This window comes from Desulfatitalea alkaliphila (assembly GCF_022968795.1).
In the GTDB taxonomy this organism is placed as follows: domain Bacteria; phylum Desulfobacterota; class Desulfobacteria; order Desulfobacterales; family Desulfosarcinaceae; genus Desulfatitalea; species Desulfatitalea alkaliphila.
In genome coordinates this window covers 122,588-144,861 of record NZ_JALJRB010000001.1, presented here as the reverse complement: position 1 = coordinate 144,861, position 22,274 = coordinate 122,588, and the positions used below count along the sequence as shown (strand labels likewise).

The 22,274-nt window shown below is 58.9% G+C and carries 21 protein-coding genes and 1 pseudogene; 13 read left to right on the top strand and 9 right to left on the bottom strand.

Going from position 1 to position 22,274, the window contains the following annotated elements; genetic code table 11:
* Positions 1-42: 42 nt before the first annotated feature.
* From MRX98_RS00590 to glnA, 5 genes are all read left to right on the top strand, one after another.
* Entirely contained in the window at positions 43-1,443 is a 1,401-nt protein-coding gene (locus MRX98_RS00590; protein WP_246902112.1) for an ammonium transporter, read from the top strand.
* Positions 1,444-1,819: 376 nt separating this feature from the next.
* Positions 1,820-4,450 carry a [protein-PII] uridylyltransferase gene (gene glnD, locus MRX98_RS00585; RefSeq protein ID WP_246902110.1) on the top strand — a complete coding sequence of 877 codons (2,631 nt, stop codon included), beginning with the start codon at positions 1,820-1,822 and terminating at the stop codon, positions 4,448-4,450.
* A 39-nt stretch (positions 4,451-4,489) separates the two neighbouring features.
* Positions 4,490-5,785 (top strand): ammonium transporter, encoded by a 1,296-nt coding sequence (locus MRX98_RS00580; protein WP_281432138.1) that lies wholly within the window; start codon positions 4,490-4,492, stop codon positions 5,783-5,785.
* Positions 5,786-5,826: 41 nt separating this feature from the next.
* On the top strand, positions 5,827-6,165 hold the full coding sequence (locus MRX98_RS00575; RefSeq protein WP_246902108.1) for a P-II family nitrogen regulator: 339 nt from the start codon (positions 5,827-5,829) through the stop codon (positions 6,163-6,165).
* 258 nt (positions 6,166-6,423) lie between these two features.
* Complete coding sequence (gene glnA / locus MRX98_RS00570) at positions 6,424-7,836, top strand: type I glutamate--ammonia ligase (protein ID WP_246902106.1); 1,413 nt, start codon at positions 6,424-6,426, stop codon at positions 7,834-7,836.
* Positions 7,837-8,003: 167 nt separating this feature from the next.
* On the opposite strand, the gene MRX98_RS00565 is transcribed toward glnA, so the two are convergent.
* The 6 genes from MRX98_RS00565 to MRX98_RS00540 all read right to left on the bottom strand — a co-directional run bounded on the left by MRX98_RS00565 (position 8,004) and on the right by MRX98_RS00540 (position 13,909).
* The gene (locus MRX98_RS00565; RefSeq protein WP_246902104.1) at positions 8,004-8,852 is read right to left on the bottom strand and encodes a class I SAM-dependent methyltransferase; all 849 of its coding nucleotides are present in this window, start codon (positions 8,850-8,852) and stop codon (positions 8,004-8,006) included.
* Positions 8,853-8,903: 51 nt separating this feature from the next.
* Positions 8,904-10,037 (bottom strand): MFS transporter, encoded by a 1,134-nt coding sequence (locus MRX98_RS00560; protein WP_246902102.1) that lies wholly within the window; start codon positions 10,035-10,037, stop codon positions 8,904-8,906.
* 124 nt (positions 10,038-10,161) lie between these two features.
* Positions 10,162-10,473: a hypothetical protein gene (locus MRX98_RS00555; protein WP_246902101.1), complete on the bottom strand. Its 312-nt coding sequence runs from the start codon at positions 10,471-10,473 to the stop codon at positions 10,162-10,164.
* Positions 10,474-10,636: 163 nt separating this feature from the next.
* A complete protein-coding gene (locus tag MRX98_RS00550; RefSeq protein ID WP_246902099.1) occupies positions 10,637-11,089 on the bottom strand; it encodes a PaaI family thioesterase in 453 nt (150 codons plus the stop codon).
* Positions 11,090-11,134: 45 nt separating this feature from the next.
* Complete coding sequence (locus MRX98_RS00545; protein WP_246902097.1) at positions 11,135-11,719, bottom strand: hypothetical protein; 585 nt, start codon at positions 11,717-11,719, stop codon at positions 11,135-11,137.
* Between the two features lie 138 nt (positions 11,720-11,857).
* Positions 11,858-13,909, bottom strand: coding sequence for an OmpA family protein (locus tag MRX98_RS00540; protein WP_246902095.1), 2,052 nt, complete (start codon positions 13,907-13,909; stop codon positions 11,858-11,860).
* 271 nt (positions 13,910-14,180) lie between these two features.
* Here MRX98_RS00540 and MRX98_RS00535 point away from each other — a divergent pair, with 271 nt between their 5' ends.
* The 3 genes from MRX98_RS00535 to MRX98_RS00525 all read left to right on the top strand — a co-directional run bounded on the left by MRX98_RS00535 (position 14,181) and on the right by MRX98_RS00525 (position 17,009).
* Positions 14,181-15,467, top strand: a complete 1,287-nt coding sequence (locus MRX98_RS00535) for a class II D-tagatose-bisphosphate aldolase non-catalytic subunit (RefSeq protein ID WP_246902094.1) — start codon at positions 14,181-14,183, stop codon at positions 15,465-15,467.
* A gap of 136 nt (positions 15,468-15,603) precedes the next feature.
* The gene (locus MRX98_RS00530) at positions 15,604-16,515 is read left to right on the top strand and encodes a baeRF7 domain-containing protein (RefSeq protein ID WP_246902092.1); all 912 of its coding nucleotides are present in this window, start codon (positions 15,604-15,606) and stop codon (positions 16,513-16,515) included.
* Positions 16,512-17,009, top strand: a complete 498-nt coding sequence (locus MRX98_RS00525; protein ID WP_246902090.1) for a hypothetical protein — start codon at positions 16,512-16,514, stop codon at positions 17,007-17,009. Before MRX98_RS00530 ends, MRX98_RS00525 begins: the two co-directional genes overlap by 4 nt.
* Positions 17,010-17,175: 166 nt before the next feature.
* On the opposite strand, the gene MRX98_RS00520 is transcribed toward MRX98_RS00525, so the two are convergent.
* The 3 genes from MRX98_RS00520 to MRX98_RS00510 are packed head-to-tail and all read right to left on the bottom strand — an operon-like array spanning position 17,176 to position 19,285.
* Complete coding sequence (locus MRX98_RS00520) at positions 17,176-17,670, bottom strand: ferritin family protein (RefSeq protein ID WP_246902088.1); 495 nt, start codon at positions 17,668-17,670, stop codon at positions 17,176-17,178.
* A gap of 50 nt (positions 17,671-17,720) precedes the next feature.
* Positions 17,721-18,077 carry a c-type cytochrome gene (locus tag MRX98_RS00515; RefSeq protein WP_246902086.1) on the bottom strand — a complete coding sequence of 119 codons (357 nt, stop codon included), beginning with the start codon at positions 18,075-18,077 and terminating at the stop codon, positions 17,721-17,723.
* A gap of 20 nt (positions 18,078-18,097) precedes the next feature.
* Positions 18,098-19,285 carry a ferredoxin reductase family protein gene (locus tag MRX98_RS00510; RefSeq protein WP_246902084.1) on the bottom strand — a complete coding sequence of 396 codons (1,188 nt, stop codon included), beginning with the start codon at positions 19,283-19,285 and terminating at the stop codon, positions 18,098-18,100.
* A 467-nt stretch (positions 19,286-19,752) separates the two neighbouring features.
* On the opposite strand from MRX98_RS00510, the gene MRX98_RS00505 reads away from it, so the two are divergent.
* The 5 genes and pseudogenes from MRX98_RS00505 to MRX98_RS00490 all read left to right on the top strand — a co-directional run bounded on the left by MRX98_RS00505 (position 19,753) and on the right by MRX98_RS00490 (position 22,274).
* A complete protein-coding gene (locus tag MRX98_RS00505; RefSeq protein ID WP_246902082.1) occupies positions 19,753-20,184 on the top strand; it encodes a hexameric tyrosine-coordinated heme protein in 432 nt (143 codons plus the stop codon).
* Between the two features lie 151 nt (positions 20,185-20,335).
* A complete protein-coding gene (locus MRX98_RS00500; protein ID WP_246902080.1) occupies positions 20,336-20,944 on the top strand; it encodes a lytic transglycosylase domain-containing protein in 609 nt (202 codons plus the stop codon).
* Positions 20,945-21,008: 64 nt separating this feature from the next.
* Complete coding sequence (locus MRX98_RS00495; protein WP_246902078.1) at positions 21,009-21,479, top strand: RpiB/LacA/LacB family sugar-phosphate isomerase; 471 nt, start codon at positions 21,009-21,011, stop codon at positions 21,477-21,479.
* Between the two features lie 26 nt (positions 21,480-21,505).
* Positions 21,506-21,796 (top strand): annotated as a pseudogene (locus MRX98_RS22235) (NAD(P)-binding domain-containing protein); the annotation flags it as partial.
* Between the two features lie 16 nt (positions 21,797-21,812).
* Positions 21,813-22,274, top strand: a complete 462-nt coding sequence (locus tag MRX98_RS00490; protein WP_281432137.1) for an NADP(+)-dependent, decarboxylating phosphogluconate dehydrogenase — start codon at positions 21,813-21,815, stop codon at positions 22,272-22,274.

Here is a 22,274-nt window from a genome sequence, read left to right as displayed (position 1 = left end):
CTTGCGATCTCGAAAGCGACAAATTCAGAAAGGAACAGGACGATGAAAGCATTGGGAAAAATCGGATTGGTGGGGACATTGTTGATGGGCGGGGTTTGCATGGCCTGGGCCGACGATCCCTCGCCGTTGAGCAACAAAGAGGCCATCGACCTGGTGCAGACGCACGCGGACTACCTGTGGACTTTGATTGCGGCGACCCTGGTCTTCTTTATGCAGGCCGGATTCGCAATGGTGGAGACCGGTTTCACCCGGGCCAAGAATGCCATCAACATCATGATGAAGAACCTGATGGATTTCTCCATGGGCAGCATTGCCTTCTGGGCCGTTGGGTTCGGCCTGATGTTCGGCGCCACCGGCACCGGCTGGTTCGGCACCAGCGGCTTCTTTCTCAGTGACTACACACCGGACGGCGATCCCTGGGTGCTGGCCTTCTGGATGTTCCAGGTGGTGTTCGCCGCCACCGCCGCCACCATCGTGTCTGGGGCCATGGCGGAACGGACCAAGTTCGTGGGCTACCTTCTATACAGTGTGGTGCTCAGCGCCCTGATCTACCCCATTTTCGGCAGTTGGGCCTGGGGCGGGCTGTTCAACGGCGGCGGTTGGCTGGAAAACCTGGGCTTTATCGATTTCGCCGGTTCCACGGTGGTCCACTCGGTGGGTGGTTGGGCCGCTCTTGCCGGGGCGCTGGTGCTGGGGCCGCGTTTGGGTAAATACGGCCGTGACGGGGCCGTCAAACCCATCATGGGCCACAGTATGACACTGGCGGCGCTGGGGGTGTTCATTCTCTGGCTGGGTTGGTTCGGCTTCAATCCCGGATCCACCACCACGGCCGACAAGAGCATCGCCATGATTTTCGTCAACACCAACTTGGCCGCGGCGGCCGGGGCCATTATGGCCATGCTGGTTTCCTGGATCAAGTTCGGTAAGCCGGAAGTGGGTATGAGCCTCAACGGCGTGCTGGCCGGCCTCGTGGCCATTACGGCCGGTTGTGCCAACGTGCTGCCGGGCAGCGCGATCGTGATCGGCGCCGTGGCCGGTACCGTGGTGGTGCTGGCGGTGCTCTTTTTCGACCGCATTCGCATCGACGATCCGGTGGGCGCCATCTCGGTGCACGGGGTGTGCGGTGCCTGGGGCACCCTGGCGGCCGGTCTGTTCAACATGGGGGGCACCAGCGCGGGCATTATCGGGGTGCAGCTGCTGGGCATCGCGGCCTGCTTCTTGTGGACTTTCCCCACGGCCTTCGTGATGTTCAAGGTCATCGACAAATTTGTGGGTTTGCGGGTTTCGCCCGAGGAGGAGATGGAGGGTCTGGATGTGACCGAACACGGCGGCGTCGCCTATCCCGACTTCGGGCTTTCCACCCACGGCGGCGTGATGCCCGTGGGCGCCGGTGCACCGGCAGCCGCTACGGTGGGGCTGTCCAGGGCGGTTGAACAAGAGTAGGACCGCCATCATTCGTCGGCATCGGGGCATGACCGGTCGGCTGATCCCCATGGGGGGATGCCGGCCGGTCCTGTATTTTCGGGGGTGACCTTTGTCCAAGGCGGATCGCGCCGGTGTCCTTCAATTATGTAGTCATGCCCGAATATACTTTTCCGGAATAAAATTGCAAAAGTGTCATTTTGGGAGGGACTTTTATAACAAAATTGTTGTTAACTATTTTCGTTTGTAAGTTTTCGCATGTTCATTATAATCTGAAAATATTATCTATTTTTCATATGAGGGCATCTGGCACGGCTGTTGCTGTGATGTATGGCCAACGGATTCATTCGGGTGCCGACGCACCGATGGATCGAACGCAAAGGACAAACAGGTTGCCATGTTACCCGTAAACCACACCATTGAAACCCGGACCCCGACGGACCTGTTCAAGGCCCGGCGCAAGGCACTTTTCGCCACGGTGAGCAAGTCCAAGGCCGCGGTGTTCTTGAGGGATCATGCCGCGGCGGTGGATGAATATTTCATGTCCAGTTTCGCCCACAGCGACGTTGGACCCGATATGGGGATCATGCGCAATCCTTGCGCCCTGATCGCCCTGGGCGGTTATGGGCGCGCCGAGCAGTGCGTGCATTCCGACATCGATCTGCTGTTTCTGTTCGATCAGCAGGTGCCGGCCGAGGCCGAGGCCCTGGTGCGGGAGATCGTTTATCCGCTGTGGGACATGGGCATGGAAGTGGGCCACGCCACCCGTTCCATCAAAGAGTGTGTGCAGTTGGCCCGACAGGACCTGGAGGTGTTCACCTCTTTGCTGGACGCCCGCTTCGTGTGCGGCATGTCGCCCTTGTACCACCGCTTGATGGAGCGCATGCGCACCCGGTTGATCAATGTGCGTCCCGACCAGTTGATCGCCTGGCTGGTGGAAACCAACCAGGTACGCCATGACCGTTTCGGCGACAGCGCCTATTTGCTCGAGCCCAATTTAAAAGAGGGCCAGGGCGGTCTGCGGGATTACCACACCATGCTCTGGATCGCACGGATCCAGTCCGGCGCCAAACGGGCCCGCGACCTGGAGTATGCGGGCTATCTGTCCAATGCGGAGTACCAGGAGCTGGTCCAATCCCTGGACTTTGTGTGGACCGTGCGCAATCAACTCCATCTGCTGCTGGGGCGCAAGTGCGATCAGCTCCATCTGGAGCATCAGACCCGCCTGGCCGAGGCGATGCGGGTGGAGGGGTATAACGGCCATCTGCCGGTGGAGCGGTTGTTGGGGGATTTGCACGGTCGCATGGAGTTCATCAAGCAGTGCTACCGCGTTTTCATCTACGAGTTGGACCAGAAGAAGCGTCTGAAGCGCAAGAACAAGGCGATGCTGGAAACGACGGTGGCGGGTCTGAAATTCAACCGCGGCATGCTCAATTTTATTTCTCCCGAAGCAGTGGTGCAGGATCCGGTTTTGTTGGCACGCATCTTTGTGGAGAGCGCGCTGCAAAAGGCGCCCTTGAGCGCCGAGGCGCGCCGGCTGGTGCGCGAATTCAGCCATCTGGTGGCGGAGCCCAGCTTCCGCAATGCACCGGAGGTGGTGGGGCATTTCGAAAAGGTGCTGGCCCGGCCCATGACCCGCTTCAATGCCCTCAACGCCATGTTGGAGACCGGCTTTCTGGTGGCTTTCATGCCGGAATTCAAAGGGGTGGTCAACCGTATCCAGTTCGATCAGTATCATCTCTACCCGGTGGCGCGCCACCTGCTGCTGACCGTGACACTACTCAAAAACCGCGTGGTGGCAAGGGAATCCGATCATGACCCGCTGGGGGCGAGCCTTTACCAGGAACTGCGCAACAAGCGGCCCTTGTTGTGGGCCGCCTTGCTGCACGACATCGGCAAATCCGAAGCGGCCGGCGGCCACGCGGAACGCGGCGCGGAAACCGCGGCCCGCATTTGCGAAGAAAAAGGGCTTTCGCGGGCGGATGTGGAAACGGTGGCCTTTCTCGTGCGGGATCACCTGCTGTTGTTCGAAACGGCCAATCGCCGGGACATCAACGACGAGGAGACCGCCCTGGGCGTGGCGCGCCGGGTGGGCAAGCCCGAACGGCTCAAAATGCTCTATCTGCTCAGCGTGGCCGATGCCATGGCCACCGGTCCCAAGGCGTGGAACGACTGGACCGCCTCCTTGATGCGCTCTCTGTTTCTGAAAACCCTAAATGTGATGGAAAAGGGAGAATTGGTTTCCCGCAAGGCGATCCGCGTGATCGAAGAAAAGCGGGACCGGGTTCTGGAGGCGGTGTCGACCCCGGCCGCGCGGCAGCATTACGCCTCCTTGTTGCAGGTAATGTCGCCGCGCTATCTGTTGTACACGGCCTCCGCGGATATTCCCCGGCACATGGCGCTCTACCAAACCCTCAAAGAGCAGGACAAGGCTTTCGTGTGGCGCATTGACCCGTCCGAGGACGGCAGCACCCGCACCGTCACGGTGTGCGCCAAGGACCGTCCCGGTCTGCTTTCCCGTCTGGCCGGGGTGTTGACCCTCAACGGCATCGACATTCTGGATGTGCGGATTTTCACCTGGCGCAACAACGTGGCCCTGGATATTTTCGAGGTCACGCCGCCGCCCGATCCGCTTTTCGAGACGGAGCGTTGGGAGCGGGCGGCGGATCAGCTACAGGCGGCCCTGGAAGATCGGCTCGACCTGGCGGCCGCCCTGGAGCGCAAAGAGGATGGCCGTCCGGCCATGCGCGCCGCGACCCGGCAGCGGCCCCAGCAGGTAGTGATCGACAACGAAAGCTCCAGTTTCTACACCATCATCGAGGTGATCGCCTGGGATTTCCCCGGTCTATTGTTCCGGGTGACCGATGCCATCTTCCGCTGCCGTTTGGACATATGGGTGGCCAAAAGCGCCAATCGGGTCGACCAGGTGGTGGATGCTTTTTACGTGCGCAGCTTCGACGGTGAAAAGGTGGACAATCCCGAGGAGGAGGCGGCCATTTGCCGGGCCATCAAGGCGGTTCTTCACTAATCTAATACACAGCTAACGGTTGAACAAGGAGGATGTTACATGGTAGGCAAAACACTACAGCTCTTGTTACTGCTCATGTTATGTTTCGCGGCGCCCGCTTTCGCATCGGACGAGCTCAATGCCGGTGATACGGCCTGGATCATTGTGGCTACGGCCCTGGTGATGATGATGACGCCGGCGGGACTGGCGCTCTTCTACGGCGGCCTGTCGCGCTACAAGAACTTGCTCAACACCTATGCCATGACCTTTGCGGCCTACTGCCTGGCCAGTGTGGTGTGGGTCGCGTGGGGTTACAGCCTGGCCTTCGGCACCGACAAGGCCGGCCTGGTGGGCGGGCTGGACTACTTGATGCTGGCGGGTATCGGTCCGGATGCCATGGAAGGCACCATTCCCCAGTTGGTGTTCGTCATGTTCCAGATGACCTTCGCCGGCATCACACTGGCCTTGGTGATCGGGTCTGTGGTGGACCGCCTGCGCTTCGCCGCCTGGATCGTCTTTGCCGTGCTCTGGGTTTCGGTGGTCTACGCGCCGGTGTGCCACTGGGCGTGGGGCGGCGGCTGGATGGATGCCATGGGGGCTTTGGACTTTGCCGGGGGCACCGTGGTCCACATCAACGCCGGCGTGGCCGGGCTGGTGCTGGCCATGGTACTGGGCAAGCGGATCGGCTACGGTAAGGAGGCCATGTTTCCCTCCAGTGTCGCCTTGACCGCCCTGGGCGCGGCCCTGCTCTGGTTCGGCTGGTTCGGCTTCAATGCCGGCAGTCAGCTGGCGGCCGACGGGCTGGCCGGATCGGCTTTCATGGTCACCAACACCTCCGCGGCCATGGGGGCCCTGGCGTGGATGTTCGCCGAGTGGGGTGCGGAAAAAAAGCCCACCTTGCTGGGCTTGGCCTCAGGGGCCGTGTCAGGCCTGGTGGGGATCACCCCGGCCGCCGGGTTCGTGGGCCTGGGCGGTGCGCTGGTCATTGGCGCGGTGGCCGGCTTGTTGGGCTTTTTGTTCGTGGCCAAGCTCAAACACAAGCTGGGATACGACGACTCGCTGGATGCCTTCGGCGTGCACGGCATTTGCGGTATCTGGGGGGCGCTGGCCACCGGTATTTTCGCCAATCCGGCCGTCAATCCCGATGGGGTTGGCCTGCTGTACGGCAACCCCATGCAGGTGTGGATCCAGTTCGTTTCGGTGATCGGCACCGCCGCCTACGCGGCCGTGGCCACCTTGGTGGTGATCGGTGTGACGCGGCTGGTGGTTGGACCGTTGCGCATCGATGCGGAGAGCGAAGTGACGGGATTGGACGGCGCTTTCCACGGCGAGCGTGCCTTCGAGATTCAGGCCTGATCGTCAGGGCCTCACCATAGTGCTTAGAGGAGGAGTGTGTCATGAAGAAAATCGAAGCCATTATCAAACCATTCAAGCTGGATGATGTGAAGGAGGCGCTGAACGAGATCGGCATCCAGGGCATGACCATCTGCGAGGTGAAGGGGTACGGGCGTCAGAAAGGGCACAAGGAGATTTACCGGGGCGCCGAGTATGTGGTGGACTTCATCCCCAAAATCAAACTGGAAATCGTGGTGGAGGATGAGTGGGTGGACAAGGTGATCACCACCATCAAAACCGCCGCCCACACCGGCAAACTGGGCGACGGCAAGATCTTCGTCTACCCGGTGGAACAGGCTGTTCGCGTGCGCACCGGCGAAACCGGCAGCGATGCCCTGTAATCCTGACGACGGCCGACACTGTCGGGTGCCGATACAGCTTTGCCGCCATGGCGGCGGCGAAAAGGGTGACGGCAACGGCGCCGGCACACAAGGGCCGCCGGGAAATGAGCTCGGTTCGAACGCGGTCCCGGCCCCTTGACCCTTTTTGCCCCGACGGTATCGAACAACAATGAGCGAGGCGGCTGAACCGCGGTTAATTGATGACCTCTCTTTCAGCCCTTAAATGATGCGAAAACGCAACGACAGAAAGGAATACCTATGACTCCCCAAGACGTCCTCAAGATGATCAAGGAAAAAAACATAAAGATGGTGGATATGCGTTTCATGGATTTCCCCGGCCTTTGGCAGCACTTCTCCATTCCCGCCGGAGAGCTGGACGAGGGCAATTTCGAGGATGGCTATGGTTTCGACGGGTCCAGCATCCGCGGCTGGCAGCCGATTCACGCTTCCGACATGATCGTCATCCCCGATCCGGTCACCGCCAGGATAGATCCCTTCTTTCAGGAACCGACCCTGGTGCTGATCTGCGACATCGCCGATCCGGTCACCCGTGAAGCCTACAGCCGCGACCCGCGCCACATCGCCAAAAAGGCCGAGGCCTACCTCAAGAGCAGTGGCATCGGCGATACGGCCTACATCGGTCCGGAGGCGGAGTTTTTCGTCTTCGACGACATCCGTTTCGAGTCCAAGAGCAACCGTGCCTCCTATGCCATCGATTCCGTTGAAGGCATCTGGAACACCAACCGGGACGAAGGCCCCAACCTGGGCTACAAGCCGCGCCACAAAGAAGGTTACTTCCCCGTACCGCCCATGGACAAATTCCAGGATCTGCGCACCGAAATGGTGCTGGTGCTGCAGGATCTGGGCATCGACATCGAGGCCCAGCACCACGAGGTGGCCACCGCCGGCCAGTGCGAAATCGACATGCGCTTCAAACCGCTGTTGCAGATGGCCGACCAGTTGATGTGGTTCAAGTACGTGCTCAAGAACGTGGCCTATCGCCACAACCGCACCGTCACCTTCATGCCCAAGCCGCTGTTCGAAGACAACGGCAGCGGGATGCACACCCACATCAGTATCTGGAAAGAGGGCAACCCGCTGTTCGCCGGCGACAAGTACGCCGGTCTGAGCCAGATGGGGCTGTACGCCATCGGCGGCATTCTCAAGCACGCGCGGGCCATCTGCGCCTTCTCCAACCCGACCACCAACTCATACAAACGGTTGGTGCCCGGCTTCGAGGCGCCCGTCAACCTGGCATACTCCAGCCGCAACCGCAGCGCCGCCATCCGCATCCCCATGTACTCTGCCTCGCCCAAGGCCAAGCGTATCGAGTTCCGCACCCCCGATCCATCGTGCAACGGCTATTTGTCCTTCTCCGCCTGTTTGATGGCGGTGATCGACGGCATCGAGAACAAGATCGATCCGGGCGATCCGCTGGACAAGGACATTTACGGTCTACCCCCCGAGGAGCTGGCCCTGATCCCCAGCGCTCCCGGCTCCTTGGACGAAGCCCTCCAGGCCCTGTCCGACGACAGCGATTTTCTGCGCAAGGGCGATGTCTTCACCGACGACGCCATCGAGATGTGGATCAACTACAAAACCCAGAAAGAGATCAACCCGGTCAAGCTGCGCCCCCACCCCCACGAGTTCATGCTCTACTACGACATCTAACGCGCAATCCGATCAAACCGGTGGCGGCCAACCCCGCCACCGGCCCTCTTACTCTTTCTTTTTTTCTCTCTCTAATCGGCAACCGAACCCCACCTACAACCTCCCCCATACCGTCGCCCCCGACCCCCATCCAATCGACAGCATACCTTCAACTTAAAACTTAACACTTAACACTTAAAACTCTTCTCTACTACCCCATATACTACCCGAATACGGTCCTCTTTCAAATTGCGCACCGTATTCTTCGCCTTCTCCGCCGTCGTGGGACCGATCACAAGATTGAGCCCCAGGGGGGGCGGGGCGTCCTTTGGCCGGTCGGCCATCCGGCTTTGAATGGCTTCGAACCATTGCCGGCAGGCGGCGGTCGTATCCTGCCAGATCGACGGAACGAAACCCGCCGCGGCCAGTTGCGCCCGCAAAGTGTCGCCGTCGATCAGGTGGTCCATGGACGGATCAGTGGCCCATTGCACCGGATAGTGGCGCGGCGACACGTTTCCGGCTACCACTTCGTAAAGGGCTATCTTGCCTTTAGGGGTGAGAACCCGGTGGATTTGTTCGAACAGGGCGGGTTTGTCGGCGATGTTCATCAAGGTGTGCTGGGACCAGACCACATCAAAACGGCTATCGGCGAAGGGCAGGGCCTGCATGTCACCCTGGCGGAAGGTGACCCGGTGCGCCAGCCCGACCATGTCGGTCAACATTTCTGCGGCTTCGATGTACTCCGCCATCAGGTCGATGCCGGTGACGGTGCAGCCGAATTCGGCGGCCAGCATCCGGGCGGGGCCGCCGAGGCCGCATCCCAGATCGAGCACCTTGTCACCGGTCGACATGTCGGCCAGACGGGCCAATTCGCGGGTGGCCTCCCTGCCGCGCATGTGGAACTCGTCGAAGGCGGCCGTATCTTGATAAGATCGGATGGTTTTGCCCGACTTGGCGATGGCCTCCCGCAGGATGTCGGCCAGATCGGGACGACGGTAGTGGTCGCTGAGGGATTGTGTTCGGCGGTCCTGGTTCATGCGATTGCCTTATTTATTTGATCTTGGTTGTCAGGGATGTTGCCTTGCCGTCTATCGTCCCCCCTTTTCAATAATTCCGGTGCGAAGGGGGATCAGCAACAGCAGCCAGCACAATCCCACCACGGCGGCCCAGCCGCTGAATTTGTATGCCAGACCGGTCAGGGTGATGCCGGACCAGCCGCCGATGTAGTAAAACAGCACGTAAAGGGCATTGGCGCGTCCCTGACCGCTTGACAGGCGGCGGTTCAAGGCGCCCACGGCGGCTGCGTGGATGGTGAAGAATCCGGTGCAGATACCCGTAAGCCCGAGCACCACGCAGGCAAGGGTAGGGGCCAACACCAGTGCCAGGGAGGCGGCCAGGACCGTCACCCCCCCGAGCATCGCGGGGGCGGCGCCGAAGCGGTTGGCGATGCGCCCGGCCAGGGGCGCTATGAAAATGCCGACGACGTACACCAAATAGAGCAGGGTGATCTGCTCGGTGGTCAAGTGAAATGGGGCGCCGGCCAGTCGGAACGGCAGATAATTGAAGGTGGACGAAAAAACGGCAAAGGCACCGGCACCGCAAAGATAAATGCGCAGCAGCGAGCGTTGGGTCAACAACACGCGAAAACGGGCGGCGTCCGGGGCCTTGTTGGCGCCGATATCGCTGCGCGGCAGCGTGCAAAGGGCCCAGGCGGTCGCCAGAAGGGTGAGCACCGCGGCGCTGACGAAGGCATAACGCCAGTGCAGGGGCGGGTGGATCCATCCACCCAGCAGGCGGCCGCCCATGCCGCCCAGGACGGTGGCGGAGACATAGGTGCCCATGACCACGTTGAGCCGCTCCAGCGGCAGGTTTTTGGCCAGATAGGCCACCACGCAAGTGGTTGCGGCGGGGATGAACAGTCCCTGTAAAAACCGCGCGGCGATCAGCAGCCACAAGTGCTGCGCGGCGGCACACACCAGGGCACCCAAGGCCAACGCCACGCCGCCGACGGTAATGATCGGGCGGATGGACCGCCGATCCGCCAGCAGGCCAAAGGGCAAATTGGACAACGCCATGCCCAGAATCACGGCCGACACAGTGAACGAGACCATCACCATGTCGCTGTCGAAGGTTTGCGCCAGCAACGGCAGCACCGGCTGTGGCAGGTATATATGCACAAACGCGGTGGTCACCAGGGCGAATACCGCTGATTGAATGCGCATCGGGGGGCTTGAGAAGACAGGGCGCAAAGTTGGAACGGTGCCTCTTGCGATTTTGAGGATGCAAAGGGCGATTGACGAGGGCCGGGGACCGCCGCATGGTCCCCGGCCCTTCACATCTACCCGATTATCCCGGTGTGGAAACGGGCGCCGCCTTGCCGATGGATTCCATGGTCTGCTCGTATTTTTCCCGCAGATCCACCGTGCCCGCATCGATCTCTTTTTTCACCGGACTCCACTCGGTGGGGCATTCGTTGCGCAGTTGGCCCAGGCGATCCTCCAGCTCGGTGATAATGTTGGCCAGATCGCCGTACTGATAGAGCACCTTGTCTTTTGCGACGCCCGGAAGGGCGTCGAACTTACGCTGCAGGTCGAACAAACGCGCTTTCCAAACCCCTAATTCCAACTCGACATTTTTACAATAATCGTTGACGTTCATGGCTTGCTCCTTTTTTTGGTGGGTTGTCATCACCCGATTGACCGATCTTGGCAGATTGTAACCACCCTGACATGCAAGGCAATGCAGGCCGAATCAGGGTTTATTGGCAGGTGAAACCTCCCAGGTCGCGGCAGCGGTTTTTCGCCGGCCGCGTCGATGCCTGTCAGCGGCGCTCGGCCACGGCCATCATCGTGAACTGGGCTGTGGCGCACAAGATTTCCTCGCCCTGGACAATGTTGAAGACGTCGGATCGGCAAATGGTCAGGGTGCGGCCTGCCTTGAGTACCCGGCCCCGGCTGACGATGGCCTCCCCTTGGCCCGGTTGGAGCAGGTTTATTTTGTACTCCACGGTCAACACCTCCTTGCCGGGCGGCATCAGGCTCAGGGCGGCGTAACCGCCGGCATTGTCGGCCATGGTGCCCATGATGCCGGCATGCATGTAGCCGTGCTGTTGGGTCAATTCCGCTCGATAGGGCAAATGAATGGTGCAACGGCCGGGGGACACGTCGGTGATACGGGCGCCGATGTGATGCATGAAGGGTTGGCGGTTGAAGCTGGCGCGCACCCGTTCGCCGAATTCAGGATCGCGAGGCTGAAAATCGTCGTTCCGCTGCATGATTGTGCTTTCCTGCTTGCCTGTTCAAATTGGAACCGCGCGATGTCAGGCCTCCGGCCTGAATAAGAGGGCGTCTGAGCCGGATCCGCCCACCCCTTCCGGTGCATAACCCCTCAACGATCCTTCGGCGCACGGGCCGGCATCGCTCATTAGTCGGCGCATGGCGCTTTCGATGTGCGCCCGTTGCACCTGCCATCGGCGATCCTGCTGAATCAATTCCAATTGCAGCAGGTAGGGGTCGGCCTTTTCGCGGGCCGCCTCCAACCATTGCACCGGGTCGTTGTAAAGATCGCGCAGGTCTGGCAAGTTGCGTTCCTTGCTGACAATCACAAAATAGACGGATGCCGTGGCCTGTTTGCCCTCCGGATCCAGTTCCACGGTGGGCCGGGGGTAGTGGATGGAGAACCGCCCGTAGCGCCGGAAGGCCACGAACAGAATACCCTTGACGCTGTTGGCGTCATGGGTGCCCGGCGTGGCGACGAAATCTTCCGTGCCGAGGCGGACCAGATCGCCGATTTGCTGTTTCTCCGCGAGTTCGGCGCCCTCATCGATCAGCAGGCGAATGGCGGCGGTTTCATCGTCGGACTTGCCACAAGCCGCCAGGGTCCCGAAAATAAGCAACACCGCCAACAAGCCAAGGGCCCCTATGTGTCCTGAACCTTTCATGGGTCGATAGTAGGACGGGGGCCCTTGGCTGTCAAACAGATCGTTTGTGCAGGCGTCCGTCCTCACAGGGGCGCAAAGGCGCGCTTCCCGGACGGATCCTTTCTATTGTTGCTGAAAATACTCCAAGGTCACCGTCACGGTGCGGTTCAGGGCGCGCCCTTCGGGCAGCGCGTTGTCGTAAAGCGGCTTGTTGGGCCCGGCGCCGGATACCAGCAGCCGGTCGGCCTCGGGGGCCGCCTGGCGCAGTTGCTTTTCCACCGCCGCGGCTCTCCGTTCGGACAACCGCAGGTTGTAAGCCTCGCTGCCAATGTTGTCGGTGTGGCCCACCACAAGCACCACCGCCTCGGGCACCTCCCGAATGCGTTGGATGATGCGGTTGACGATCACTTCATTGCGCTCTTTGATGGTCGCCCGGTCGAAGTCGAACAGGATCAGGGCATACTGCTCCTGCACACGGTAGCCCTGCACCTGGGCCATCTGCTGGGTGCGCTGGACGAAATTGACCGGCAAGGGTTGCGCACTTTGGCTGTCCATGGGATTCTCTTCCATGTCCTTGCCGATCACCCGGGCGTCGATGGCGTTGCAGGCGGCGAACTGCTCCAGCAGGTCGCTGTCCAGGGGTACTTGCCACGCCTCCGGCAGGGGTCCCTCGCCGGTGATGGTGCGCACCCGGCGCTCACCGCACTGTAAAACCAGTTGCCACTCGGCGACGCCGGCTTCGGCAGTGATTTCAGGCACCACCCGCAGGGTATCCATGTCACTCACCTTGGTGATATATTCGCTGTCCACCGTATCCAGAATGGCGGGGTCATCGCTGTAAATCTCCACCCGCTGGTTGTCCACCCGGCCCTCGGGGATGCGATTATTGCTCGGCGCCTCCGGCAGGTTGCGCTGTTCGACGGCCATGCGTTCGGGGGCGATACCCCACACATAACGCAGATAGGCCTGCACTGCTTCGGCCCGCCCGCGGGAAAGGTCGAGACGCCCCTTTTCTTCGCCCGTATCGTTGTTGCATCCCACCAGGCGGATGACGGCATCGGGGTTGGCGCGCAGGCGTTGGCCGATGATGTTCAGAACGTTGTGATATTTCTCCAGGCCGCCGCGCAACTGCCGTTCGTCGAAACCGTCGGTCCGGTCACGGGTTTCGAATTGCAAATAGCGTTCGTCGATGCGGCTGCTGCCGGTGTCGAAGAAAACATGGTTGAGCAGCGGTGCGCTGTCGATGGTGGTCAACTCTTCGATCTTCAACTCCGGATCGGCAAAGGTCAACGTGCCGCTGGGCGGCGCGATGAAGCGGTAGGCGACGATGTAGCGATGCAACAGGGTGGAGCTGAAGGCCTCGAAAACCACCGCCAGATCGGCGGCCGATCCGGCTTTCCAGGCATGCCCGCTGTTGCTGGCCGCCAGGCCCCGCAGGAAGGGGTCCAGGGTCGGGGTGGGCATGTAGTCCACGGCATAAATGGCGAAATTGTCGATGCCCTGGACGGCTCGTGAGACTTCGTTCTGGGTCACCCGCGAGTTGATGTCTTCGCCGTCGGAGAAGACCACCATGAACTTGTTGCTTTTGGCCGGCATCTGCCGCGCCAGGTCCGCGCCGGCCAAAATGGCTTCGTTGAGATAGGTGCCCTCGGTGAGACCGCCGCGCATGCTGTCGGCGATGAACGCCCGGATGCGATCCACGTTGTTGCTCTGGATCGTTTTGGCGCGCAGGGGGCGACCGTTGACCGAGAGGGTCTGCTTTTCGTCGAACACCACCACGCTCACCTGGTCGATGGGGCGCACGATCCGGTAGACCGATTCCAGGGCCCGGGTCAGGGGGACGATGGCGTCCCGCAAGCGCATGGAAAAAGAGTTGTCCACGACCAGAACCAGGTTCAGCCCCACTTCCTGGCTGGTTTCCAGCGGCTCCACCGATACGATGCGCGCCGTTTTCACGCCGTCGCGGATGACGAACTCGTCCCGGGTCAAGCCCAGGATGGGATTCTCCTCGCCGTCGCGGACGGACACCAGCAGCTTGCCTTCATCTAGGGTTTGGTAATTGATCCTGGCGTCCGGGCGGGAGACTCTGATCTGATAGCCGTCGGTTTCGGCCAAAACCAGCGAGGCCCCGGCGGTCAGGACGAGCAGCAGGGACAGAATCATCGCTTTTTTCATCGTTTTGCTCCATTGATAGGCAATGTTGATGGGTCCATGGATGTTGGACAAGAGAAAAGAACAAACGGCGCTTCGAGCGCCTTTTCTCGATCCAAGCAATGTGCGTACCAGGACCGTTTGTTCTTATATAATTTAAGATACTATAACCTGTTTGGCCGACGTCAAGGTTTGCGGGTTACCAAAATTGCGCAATGGTTTCAAAGACGGCCCGGCGCAGCAGGGTCTTGCAACTTTCCGTCCGAGCTTTTAGACTCTTTTTTGAGGTGCGACCATGATCAATCCATTGACCCGACTGCGGCTACAACACCTGCGCAATCCCGGTTCCGGTTTGTGCGCCGTCTGTTCCGTTCACCCCCTGGTGTTGCAATGCGCACTGGCGGCGGCGCAGCGGCATGGGGGAACGGTGCTGATCGAGGCCACCGCCAACCAGGTCAACCCCTTTGGTGGGTACACCGGTATGACGCCGGCCGATTTCACGGATTTCCTCGCACGCTTGGCCCATGAGGCGGGCTTGCCGATTGACCGGATCGTGATCGGTGCCGATCATCTGGGCCCCCATGTGTGGAAACACCTGCCGGCGACCGAGGCCATGGCAAAGGCCGCTTTGCTGGCCCGGCAGTGCGTGGCGGCCGGTTTCCAAAAACTGCATTTGGACACGGTGCAGGGGTGCGCCGACGATGCGACCGCCCAACTGGATGTCACGGAGACAGCCGCGCGGGCCGCCCGCTTGTGCCGGGCCGCCGAGTCGGAAGCGGTCCGGCAGGATAGGTCGCCGCCGCTCTATGTCATCGGCAATGAAGTGCCGCCGCCCGGAGGCGCTTTGACGGAAGACGACGATGTGATCGTGACCGACCCGGATCAGGTGCAGGTCACCTTGGACGCCTACCAGGCGGCCTTTGCGGCCCAAGGGGTGGCGGCGGCCTGGGACCGGGTGGTGGCAGTGGTGGTGCAGCCGGGGGTTGAGTTCGGCGACCGGCGGGTGATGGCCTACCGCAGCGAACGGGCAGCGGCGCTTTCCAACATTCATGCCCGATTGCCGGGCATCATGACGTTCGAGGTGCATGCCACCGATTATCAAACCCCGACGGCCTTGCGCCGATTGGTGCGGGATCACTTTGCGCTGCTCAAGGTCGGCCCCTGTCTGACCTTCGCCTTGCGCCGGGCGCTCTATGCCCTGGCCCGTCTTGAAGCCTACTTGACCGACATCCCATCGCCGTCGCACCTACCTCAGGTGATGGAGAAATTGATGCTGCGCCGTCCGCGGCATTGGCAATCCCACTACCAAGGCACACCGGAAACCATGCAGCACCTGCGCCATCACAGCCTGCGGGATCGTCTGCGCTACTATTGGAACGAACCCGAAGCCCAAGCGGCCGTACAACGGTTGCTGCACAATTTGCATAAACCGATACCGCAATCCTTGCTGGACCGGCACCTCGAGGGATCGGCAACCCCCTGCTACCAGGACGACGGGGCCTGCTTCGATCCGCAGGCCACCCTCAAGGCGGCGGTCCACGGGGTGTTGGCGCCTTATCTGGATCTTAATTTGCGTTCATGATGTCCAGCCGGGCGAATCGACCTTTATTCCCTTTCTCGGATGAAAATGATTGCCGCCATATCTTAAAATCGGTGTTTCCGGTTCCACATGGTTGCTGTCCTGCTTTACCGTTGGGCAGCCACGAAAAACACAAGGTATGGCGGTTTTTATCACCCCGGATCTCTTTCGCCATTTCTTTTTGCCGGAGCCGTTTGAAGAGACATTTCATGTGTCCCGGCGGCTCTACATTAAACCGCTTTTACCGCTGTTCATGTCCAACGGGCGCTTTTTCATTCTGGCCTTGAGCCAGCACCAGGTGCGTTTGCTTTCCTGTACCCGGCATCACGCAATGGAGATCAAGATGGACGGCCTGCCCCAAACTATCGAGGCGGCCCTGCAATACGACAGCAAGGATCGCCAGGTCCAATTGCACACGGGTGCAAGCGATGGTACCACGGCCGGCGCAGGCCGGCGGCCCGCCATGTTTCACGGGCATGGCGTAAGCATTGATGACCACAAGGATGAGGTGTATCGCTATTTTCAGAAGGTGGATCCGGCCTTGCAGGCTGTTTTGGCCGGCCGGCAGGAACCTCTTGTGCTGGCCGGTGTCGATTACTTGCTGCCGTTGTTTCGCAAAGCCACCGCCTATGGCAATGTATTGGAAGGCGAGCTCACCGGCAACCCGGAAGGCTTGAAGCCTGAGGAGCTGCACGGCAAAGCGCTGGAGATTGTCATCCCGGAGTTGGAAAAACAGCAAATGGAAGCGGAGCGGCAATATCATGAGCTGGCGGGCAAGGGATACACCGCGGCAGGGGTGCAAAGCGTGCTGCCCGCCGCTGCCTACGGTAAGATCGATACGCTCTTTGTGGTGCTGGATGCTTGGCAGCCGGGGATATTCGACCGACAACGCAATGAAGTGACGGTCTTCGAACAGGAGGACCCGACGGCCGATGATCTTCTCGACCTGGCGACAGCTTATACCCTTCAGCACGGCGGCAGGATTTATGCGCTGCCTTCAGGGCGATTGCCGGAAAAGGATGCGGATGTCGCCGCCATATTGCGCTATTGAAAACGGGCGAACGCTTTCGCCGCAACCCGATGTCCGGGAGTGTGCCGGATTTTGCGCCGGAAAGGCCGAAGGCAATGCGTGGTGTCGAGGGGGCCTTGTCACAAAATAAAATACAGCCTCCCGCAGGGCGCAATGAGGGTTTGCTGATATGGCATTGCGGCCCTGCATGGCCGATGATCAAACCAAATCCAGTCTCATACATGCCAAAATGCAAGGAGAACCGGATGTCAGATCCCCTAACGATCGTCGTCGATAAGGAGCCCATTCAGTTTACAGGCGATGGCAAGGTGGTCGTTCTGGATGCCATCGGCGCGCTTTGCGGCCCCGAAGACAAAACGGAACTGTGGACCCGGCTTCTGGACAAAAGACCTGAGTTGCGTGGATTGTGTGAACATCACCGATTTTCACGCAACGGTTCGGCGCTTGTGACCGATGGTGAAGGATGGGACAAGATCCAGTCGGCGCTGTTTGACTTGGTGCTGGAACTGGAATAGGCACTGCCAAAACAACTTTTACGGGCCCTTGTATCACTGATGAGCCCATCGGCCGTGTTCGTTAAAGCACAATAAAAGATTTGGCGCTGCGCCTAAATGCTGCTTGTCCATGAAGGGTTTTGCTGCGGGGTCGGGCAAATGCGGATCCGGATGAAAGCGCGCGCCATCAGATGTCCTGCAAGGCGTCGGCGTTCCGTGTGATCGCTTTCAGGTTCTCCTTTTCTTCGGTTTTCAGGCTTTGAAAAAGTTCGGCGACCTCCTTGAAGTCGGCCATATCCTCCGCTTTTGCGTAGTAATCGTGCATGATTTCATGAAAGCGAAGGGCCTTGGCGGCAATCTCGTCAGGATTCGCGTCGACGTCGAAGTGCAGATTGTCGGCTTCCGGCGATATGCGTTCGACCGATTCCGGCTCGTATTGATGGAAGGTGCCGAGAATGTTATCCGGAATCGATGCCATCGTGTCGGAAAGCACGCTTCCCATCTTTGATGCATGTCCTTGCAGATAATTAACAAGCATCGCCGCCCGTGGATTTACTATTTCGGGTTGCCGCGTTGCATAATAGTCGGACAATTTCCGGTAGGCCGCTCGAGCGAACTGCAGCATGTCACGCACTTGATGATAAGTCTTGTTGTCATCCACATTGGATTTTTCTCGGTCCATCGGATGCCTCTCCATGCCGCGCGAATATCACTCCCGGTACAACAGGAGGGTTACAGTGTTTCAAGGTAGCCGGCAACCGCTTCCATCTCGGATTCCGACAGGTCATCGACGAATGAGGGCATGTTCTTGAACGGCTCTTTGAGCTGTCGCACAACATTCTCGATGGTCACCGGTCGACCGGTTGCGGGAAGGGTTTCGCGGGCGAAAAGGTTTTTGAGACCCGGTCCCCTTTTGGACGCCTCTTGATCAGCGAAATGACAGCCGGCACAATTGTTTTCGAATATCCTAAGGCCCTGTATGGCACCCGAATCGGCTTTAGTGATGTCACTGCTCAATGCGGCGAATATAATACCTCCGGCCGCAAGCACTAGAATAACCCCTGCCGAGGTTCGTTTGAGAACAGTCATACGCAAAATCGATCCATCAGTTAGAGAAAGGTGAAAAGTTCCAGGCGAATCTGCCGGTCTTCGACGCCCAGGGATTGCAGACCGTGGAAATTCGACTCGATCAGCCCGGGAGGACCGCAGAGATAAAAGGTCAAGCCGGAGATGGGGTCGCAGTAACGCTTGATCATATCCTGATCGATCACCCCTTTTTCGCCTTGCCAGCCCTCATCGGCCTCTTCCAATACGTGCACAAGACGCAATCGTGGATATTCTCCGGATGCGATCTCGTCCAGCTCTTTGCGGAAAACGATGTCCGCTTCATTCTTGTTCGCATAGAAAAAGAGAACCGAAATGTCTTTGCGGCTGTCACGCATGTGACGCAGCATGCTCATCAAGGGGGTTACCCCGATGCCGCCGGCAATAAAAACGAGTTGCTTTTCTTCTGGATGCAAGGCGTAGGAAAAACGACCGAATGGTGCATGGATCACGGCCTCGTCCCCGGGTCGAGTCGCGCCGATTGTGGCGGTAAAATCGCCCAATACCTTGATGGTGGCGCTGATGAAATTTTGTGTGGGCGAAGACGAGATGGTCCAATGGTGCTCTTCCACCGGCAAATCGCGCCCTCGACGAAAGGTGATGAACTGAAACTGCCCCGGCAGGTAATCGAAATGCCTGGTGCCCTCGGGCGGCCGCATCTTGACCGTCCAGACATCTTTGGTCTCCGGAAGGACCTCCACCACTTGGTGGGGTGTGCGGGCCAATCGCGCCGGCCTGATGAACCGGTGGTAAACAAATACGGCAAATGCGATCACCAGCAGTACCAGAAAATGGGTCCGCAATGGAAACAAATGTGCCAGGTCATGCCCGGTAAAACGGGCGTGAACGAAACCCGCCAGCAAGATAACGGGGACGATAACATTGTGCATTATCCGCCATTTTTCGAATTTGATGTTCAAACGACCCTGATACACGCTCACCACCGCATTGAGCAATAAAAGAAACAAAGCGGCCCTTCCCAGCCAGATGATCGAGGGTTTTTCGGCCGACAGCAACAACTGCCAGCCCGCGCCGCCGGCAGCCAGAAGCACCGGGTGGAGTAGAAGGAAAAATAGCGCCGCACCGGCCATGTACTTGTGGTAGCGAATGACCATGTCGAAGCCATAAGGACGCGATACCCATTTTAACCGGGCTGCCAGAACGCTTTGAAGGAAAAGGATAACCAATCCCATCAGGGCGAAGCCTTTCCCTAAACCATAAAGGAAGCTCTGTTCAATTGGGGGGTGCAATACGACAACCAGAGCCAGTGGGCTTAAGACGACGGCCACATAAACCATAACGAGAATTATTGCAGATGCCATTGTTAAATCCGGACCGGCGAAGCGTGCAGCGCTCGCCTTTGTTTGGTTGAGTGTTTTGACGTTGCTCGCGCCTGCAAGAGATTCATGCCCTCAAGCATTTTTTCACAGATAGGATAGCCAGGGCAGAAAGAAAATAAAGCCTTCCATGTATTTCATGTTGAGATATTCCCCATGCTTGGGTTGGTGACGCATGTGCCCCAAACGCCATTTGCGCGTCACCAAGATTCCCGGGAGCGACGCCCGGCCTTTTAAAATACGGACAACCTATTGAAAAGGGATAATCCAAAGCGCAAGATTGAATACCCTGATCCGACCGTTCAAATAGGAGCCGCACCTGATTGCAAACTCTGCAGGCCGCGCGTATTGTTTCATTTAACTGTAAAGCAGGCGTCAATTCAAAAGCGCACCACGAGGATTTTAGACAAGGAGGAGTTAAAATGTTTTTCAAAGTAAACCTATTAGGTGGAATGATCTTGCTGCTTTGCCTTACAGTCGTTCCATTGGCAGGGGCGGAGCAGGGTATGAAAGGGGCGAAAAATGGCGAATCGCCCCTTAGCCTGATCGTTGCCACTCCTGAGGAAGGATTTCATCTCGCTATAGTGCTTGCACGCAAAGGCGTGACCGAGACACAACCGGACAAGACGGTATTGAAGAAGCTGCGACCTGCCTATGCACATGATCCGGACAGTCTGATTGCCGCATCACAGGTAATTGCCATTCATTTCCAAACCATTGCCGCAGCAAACAATTACTGGCGCGATCAACGCTGAAAACAGTGAGGGAAAAAAGGTGGTGTGTCACGACAAAACGAATCCAAGTGGAAATCGCCGAGGCTGTTTGCAATTGGGTTGGATTGGACCATGCTGGCACCCACCGGATGTAAAGGAAAGGTTTTGTTCCCCCAGGATGATGAGGTCGCTAATGTTGAATGGCAAATCCACGCTTCTTCTAAGGGCAATGCTTGCAATGATCTGGCTGCTCTGCATTGTTGATCCTTCCACAAAGCTTCCGGCAACGGCGGACCCCATCTCGAAGGATGCAAAACATGTTGGAAAAGGTCGGCCTGTCAAGGAATCGCCTGAGGAAATCAAAGAAGAAGCGTGTTTACATAAAAGCGAGGAGGTGTGCCGCTTTTATGAGATCATCGTTTACGCTGCCCGGCGGTACGACGTGGAGGCCGCCCTTGTAATGGCGATCATCCACACCGAATCGCGTTACAATCCCCGGGCGGTTTCGTATAGAGGGGCTCAAGGTTTGATGCAACTGATGCCGCACACCGCCGAAGCCCTTGGCGTCTTGGACAGCTTCGACCCGCAGGAGAACGTGGATGGCGGGGTGCGGTACCTGAAACAAATGCTGCAGCGGTTCGACGGGGATCACGAACTGGCGCTCGCCGCCTACAATGCCGGTGCAAGTATGGTTATACAGTACGAAGGCGTACCCCCATTTTCGGAAACGCGCCAATACATCCGCAGGGTATGGTCGTGGTATGCAAGGTATAAACAGCAGCAGGGGGCTTCACAACCATAAGCCCTTCCAGGGCCGGTTTATATCCGCCTGCGCCAACCTGTCTCCCAGATGGAGGAAAGGGGCCATGCGTCTCGGAATAGCCGCCGATCATGGTGGATATGAATTGAAAAACCGCCTGCTGACCATGCTCGGTGAGTGGGGCTGTCCAGCGGAGGATTGGGGTGCGCATATCCTCGATCCGGATGACGACTATCCGGACATCGTGGCGCCGCTTGCCCGAGCGGTTTCAGCCGGCAAACTGGACCGCGCTGTGGCGATTTGCGGCAGCGGTGTGGGTGCCTGCATCGTCGCCAACAAGATTCCGGATGTGCGGGCTGCATTGATAACCGATTGTTATTCCGCCAGGCAAGGCGTGGAAGATGACGACATGAATTTCATCTGTTTGGGCGGCCGCGTTGTTGGATACGCACTGGCCTGCGAGCTGATCAGAACTTTTATTGCGGCCAGGTTTCAGGACCGGGCGCGTTTTCGCAGGCGGCTTCGCAAAATGGCGGCACTGGAACCATCCGGCAACGGCCCCATATCCATCGATTGAGGCGCCGGATAGAATGGAGATGCGACGTGGGGATCCGAAACGAAATGCAGCAACACGATATCGGCATCATCGGCCTGGGCTTAATGGGTCGCAACCTGGCGCTCAATATCGCCGAGCAAGGGTTTTCGGTAGTGGGGTACAACCGCACGGAAGAAAAGATAAAACGCTTTCGCACAATGATGAGTGCGCGTCACCAAATATATACGACGCGCTCGCTCAAAACCCTGTGCCGCGACCTTCGTGCGCCCAGGGCTGTCCTGATGCTGGTGCGGGCCGGAGAAACCGTCGATGAGGTGATCCGCAATATAGTGCCGCATCTGGAATCGCCAGACCTTGGTGGAACATCTCCGAGACGGGTACTATGCCGCCGCGGTGATTACCTATGCCCAGGGTATGGCGCTGCTTCGCAAAGCATCACCCATCTACGGCAATCAGCTCGATCCGGCCACGGTCGCCCGCATCTGGCGCGGCGGATGCATTATCCGTGCAGTGATTCTCGAAACCATCCAAGCCGCCTATGAGAGGGATTCGAATCTGACCGATTTGCTGCTGGATCCCTCCTTGAACGCTTTGGTGCAAATTCATCTGCCGGCGCTGCGCGAAGTTGTCCGAGCCGGGGTTGACTTGGGCATACCCCTGCCGGGGATGATGGCAGCGCTGGCCCATTTCGATGCCTATCGCAGCGAACGCCTGCCGGCCAATCTAATCATGGCTCAACGGGATTATTTCGGTGCCCACGGATATGAGCGGAAGGACGCCCAAGGAATATTCCACGCGCATTGGTCCGGACAGTGA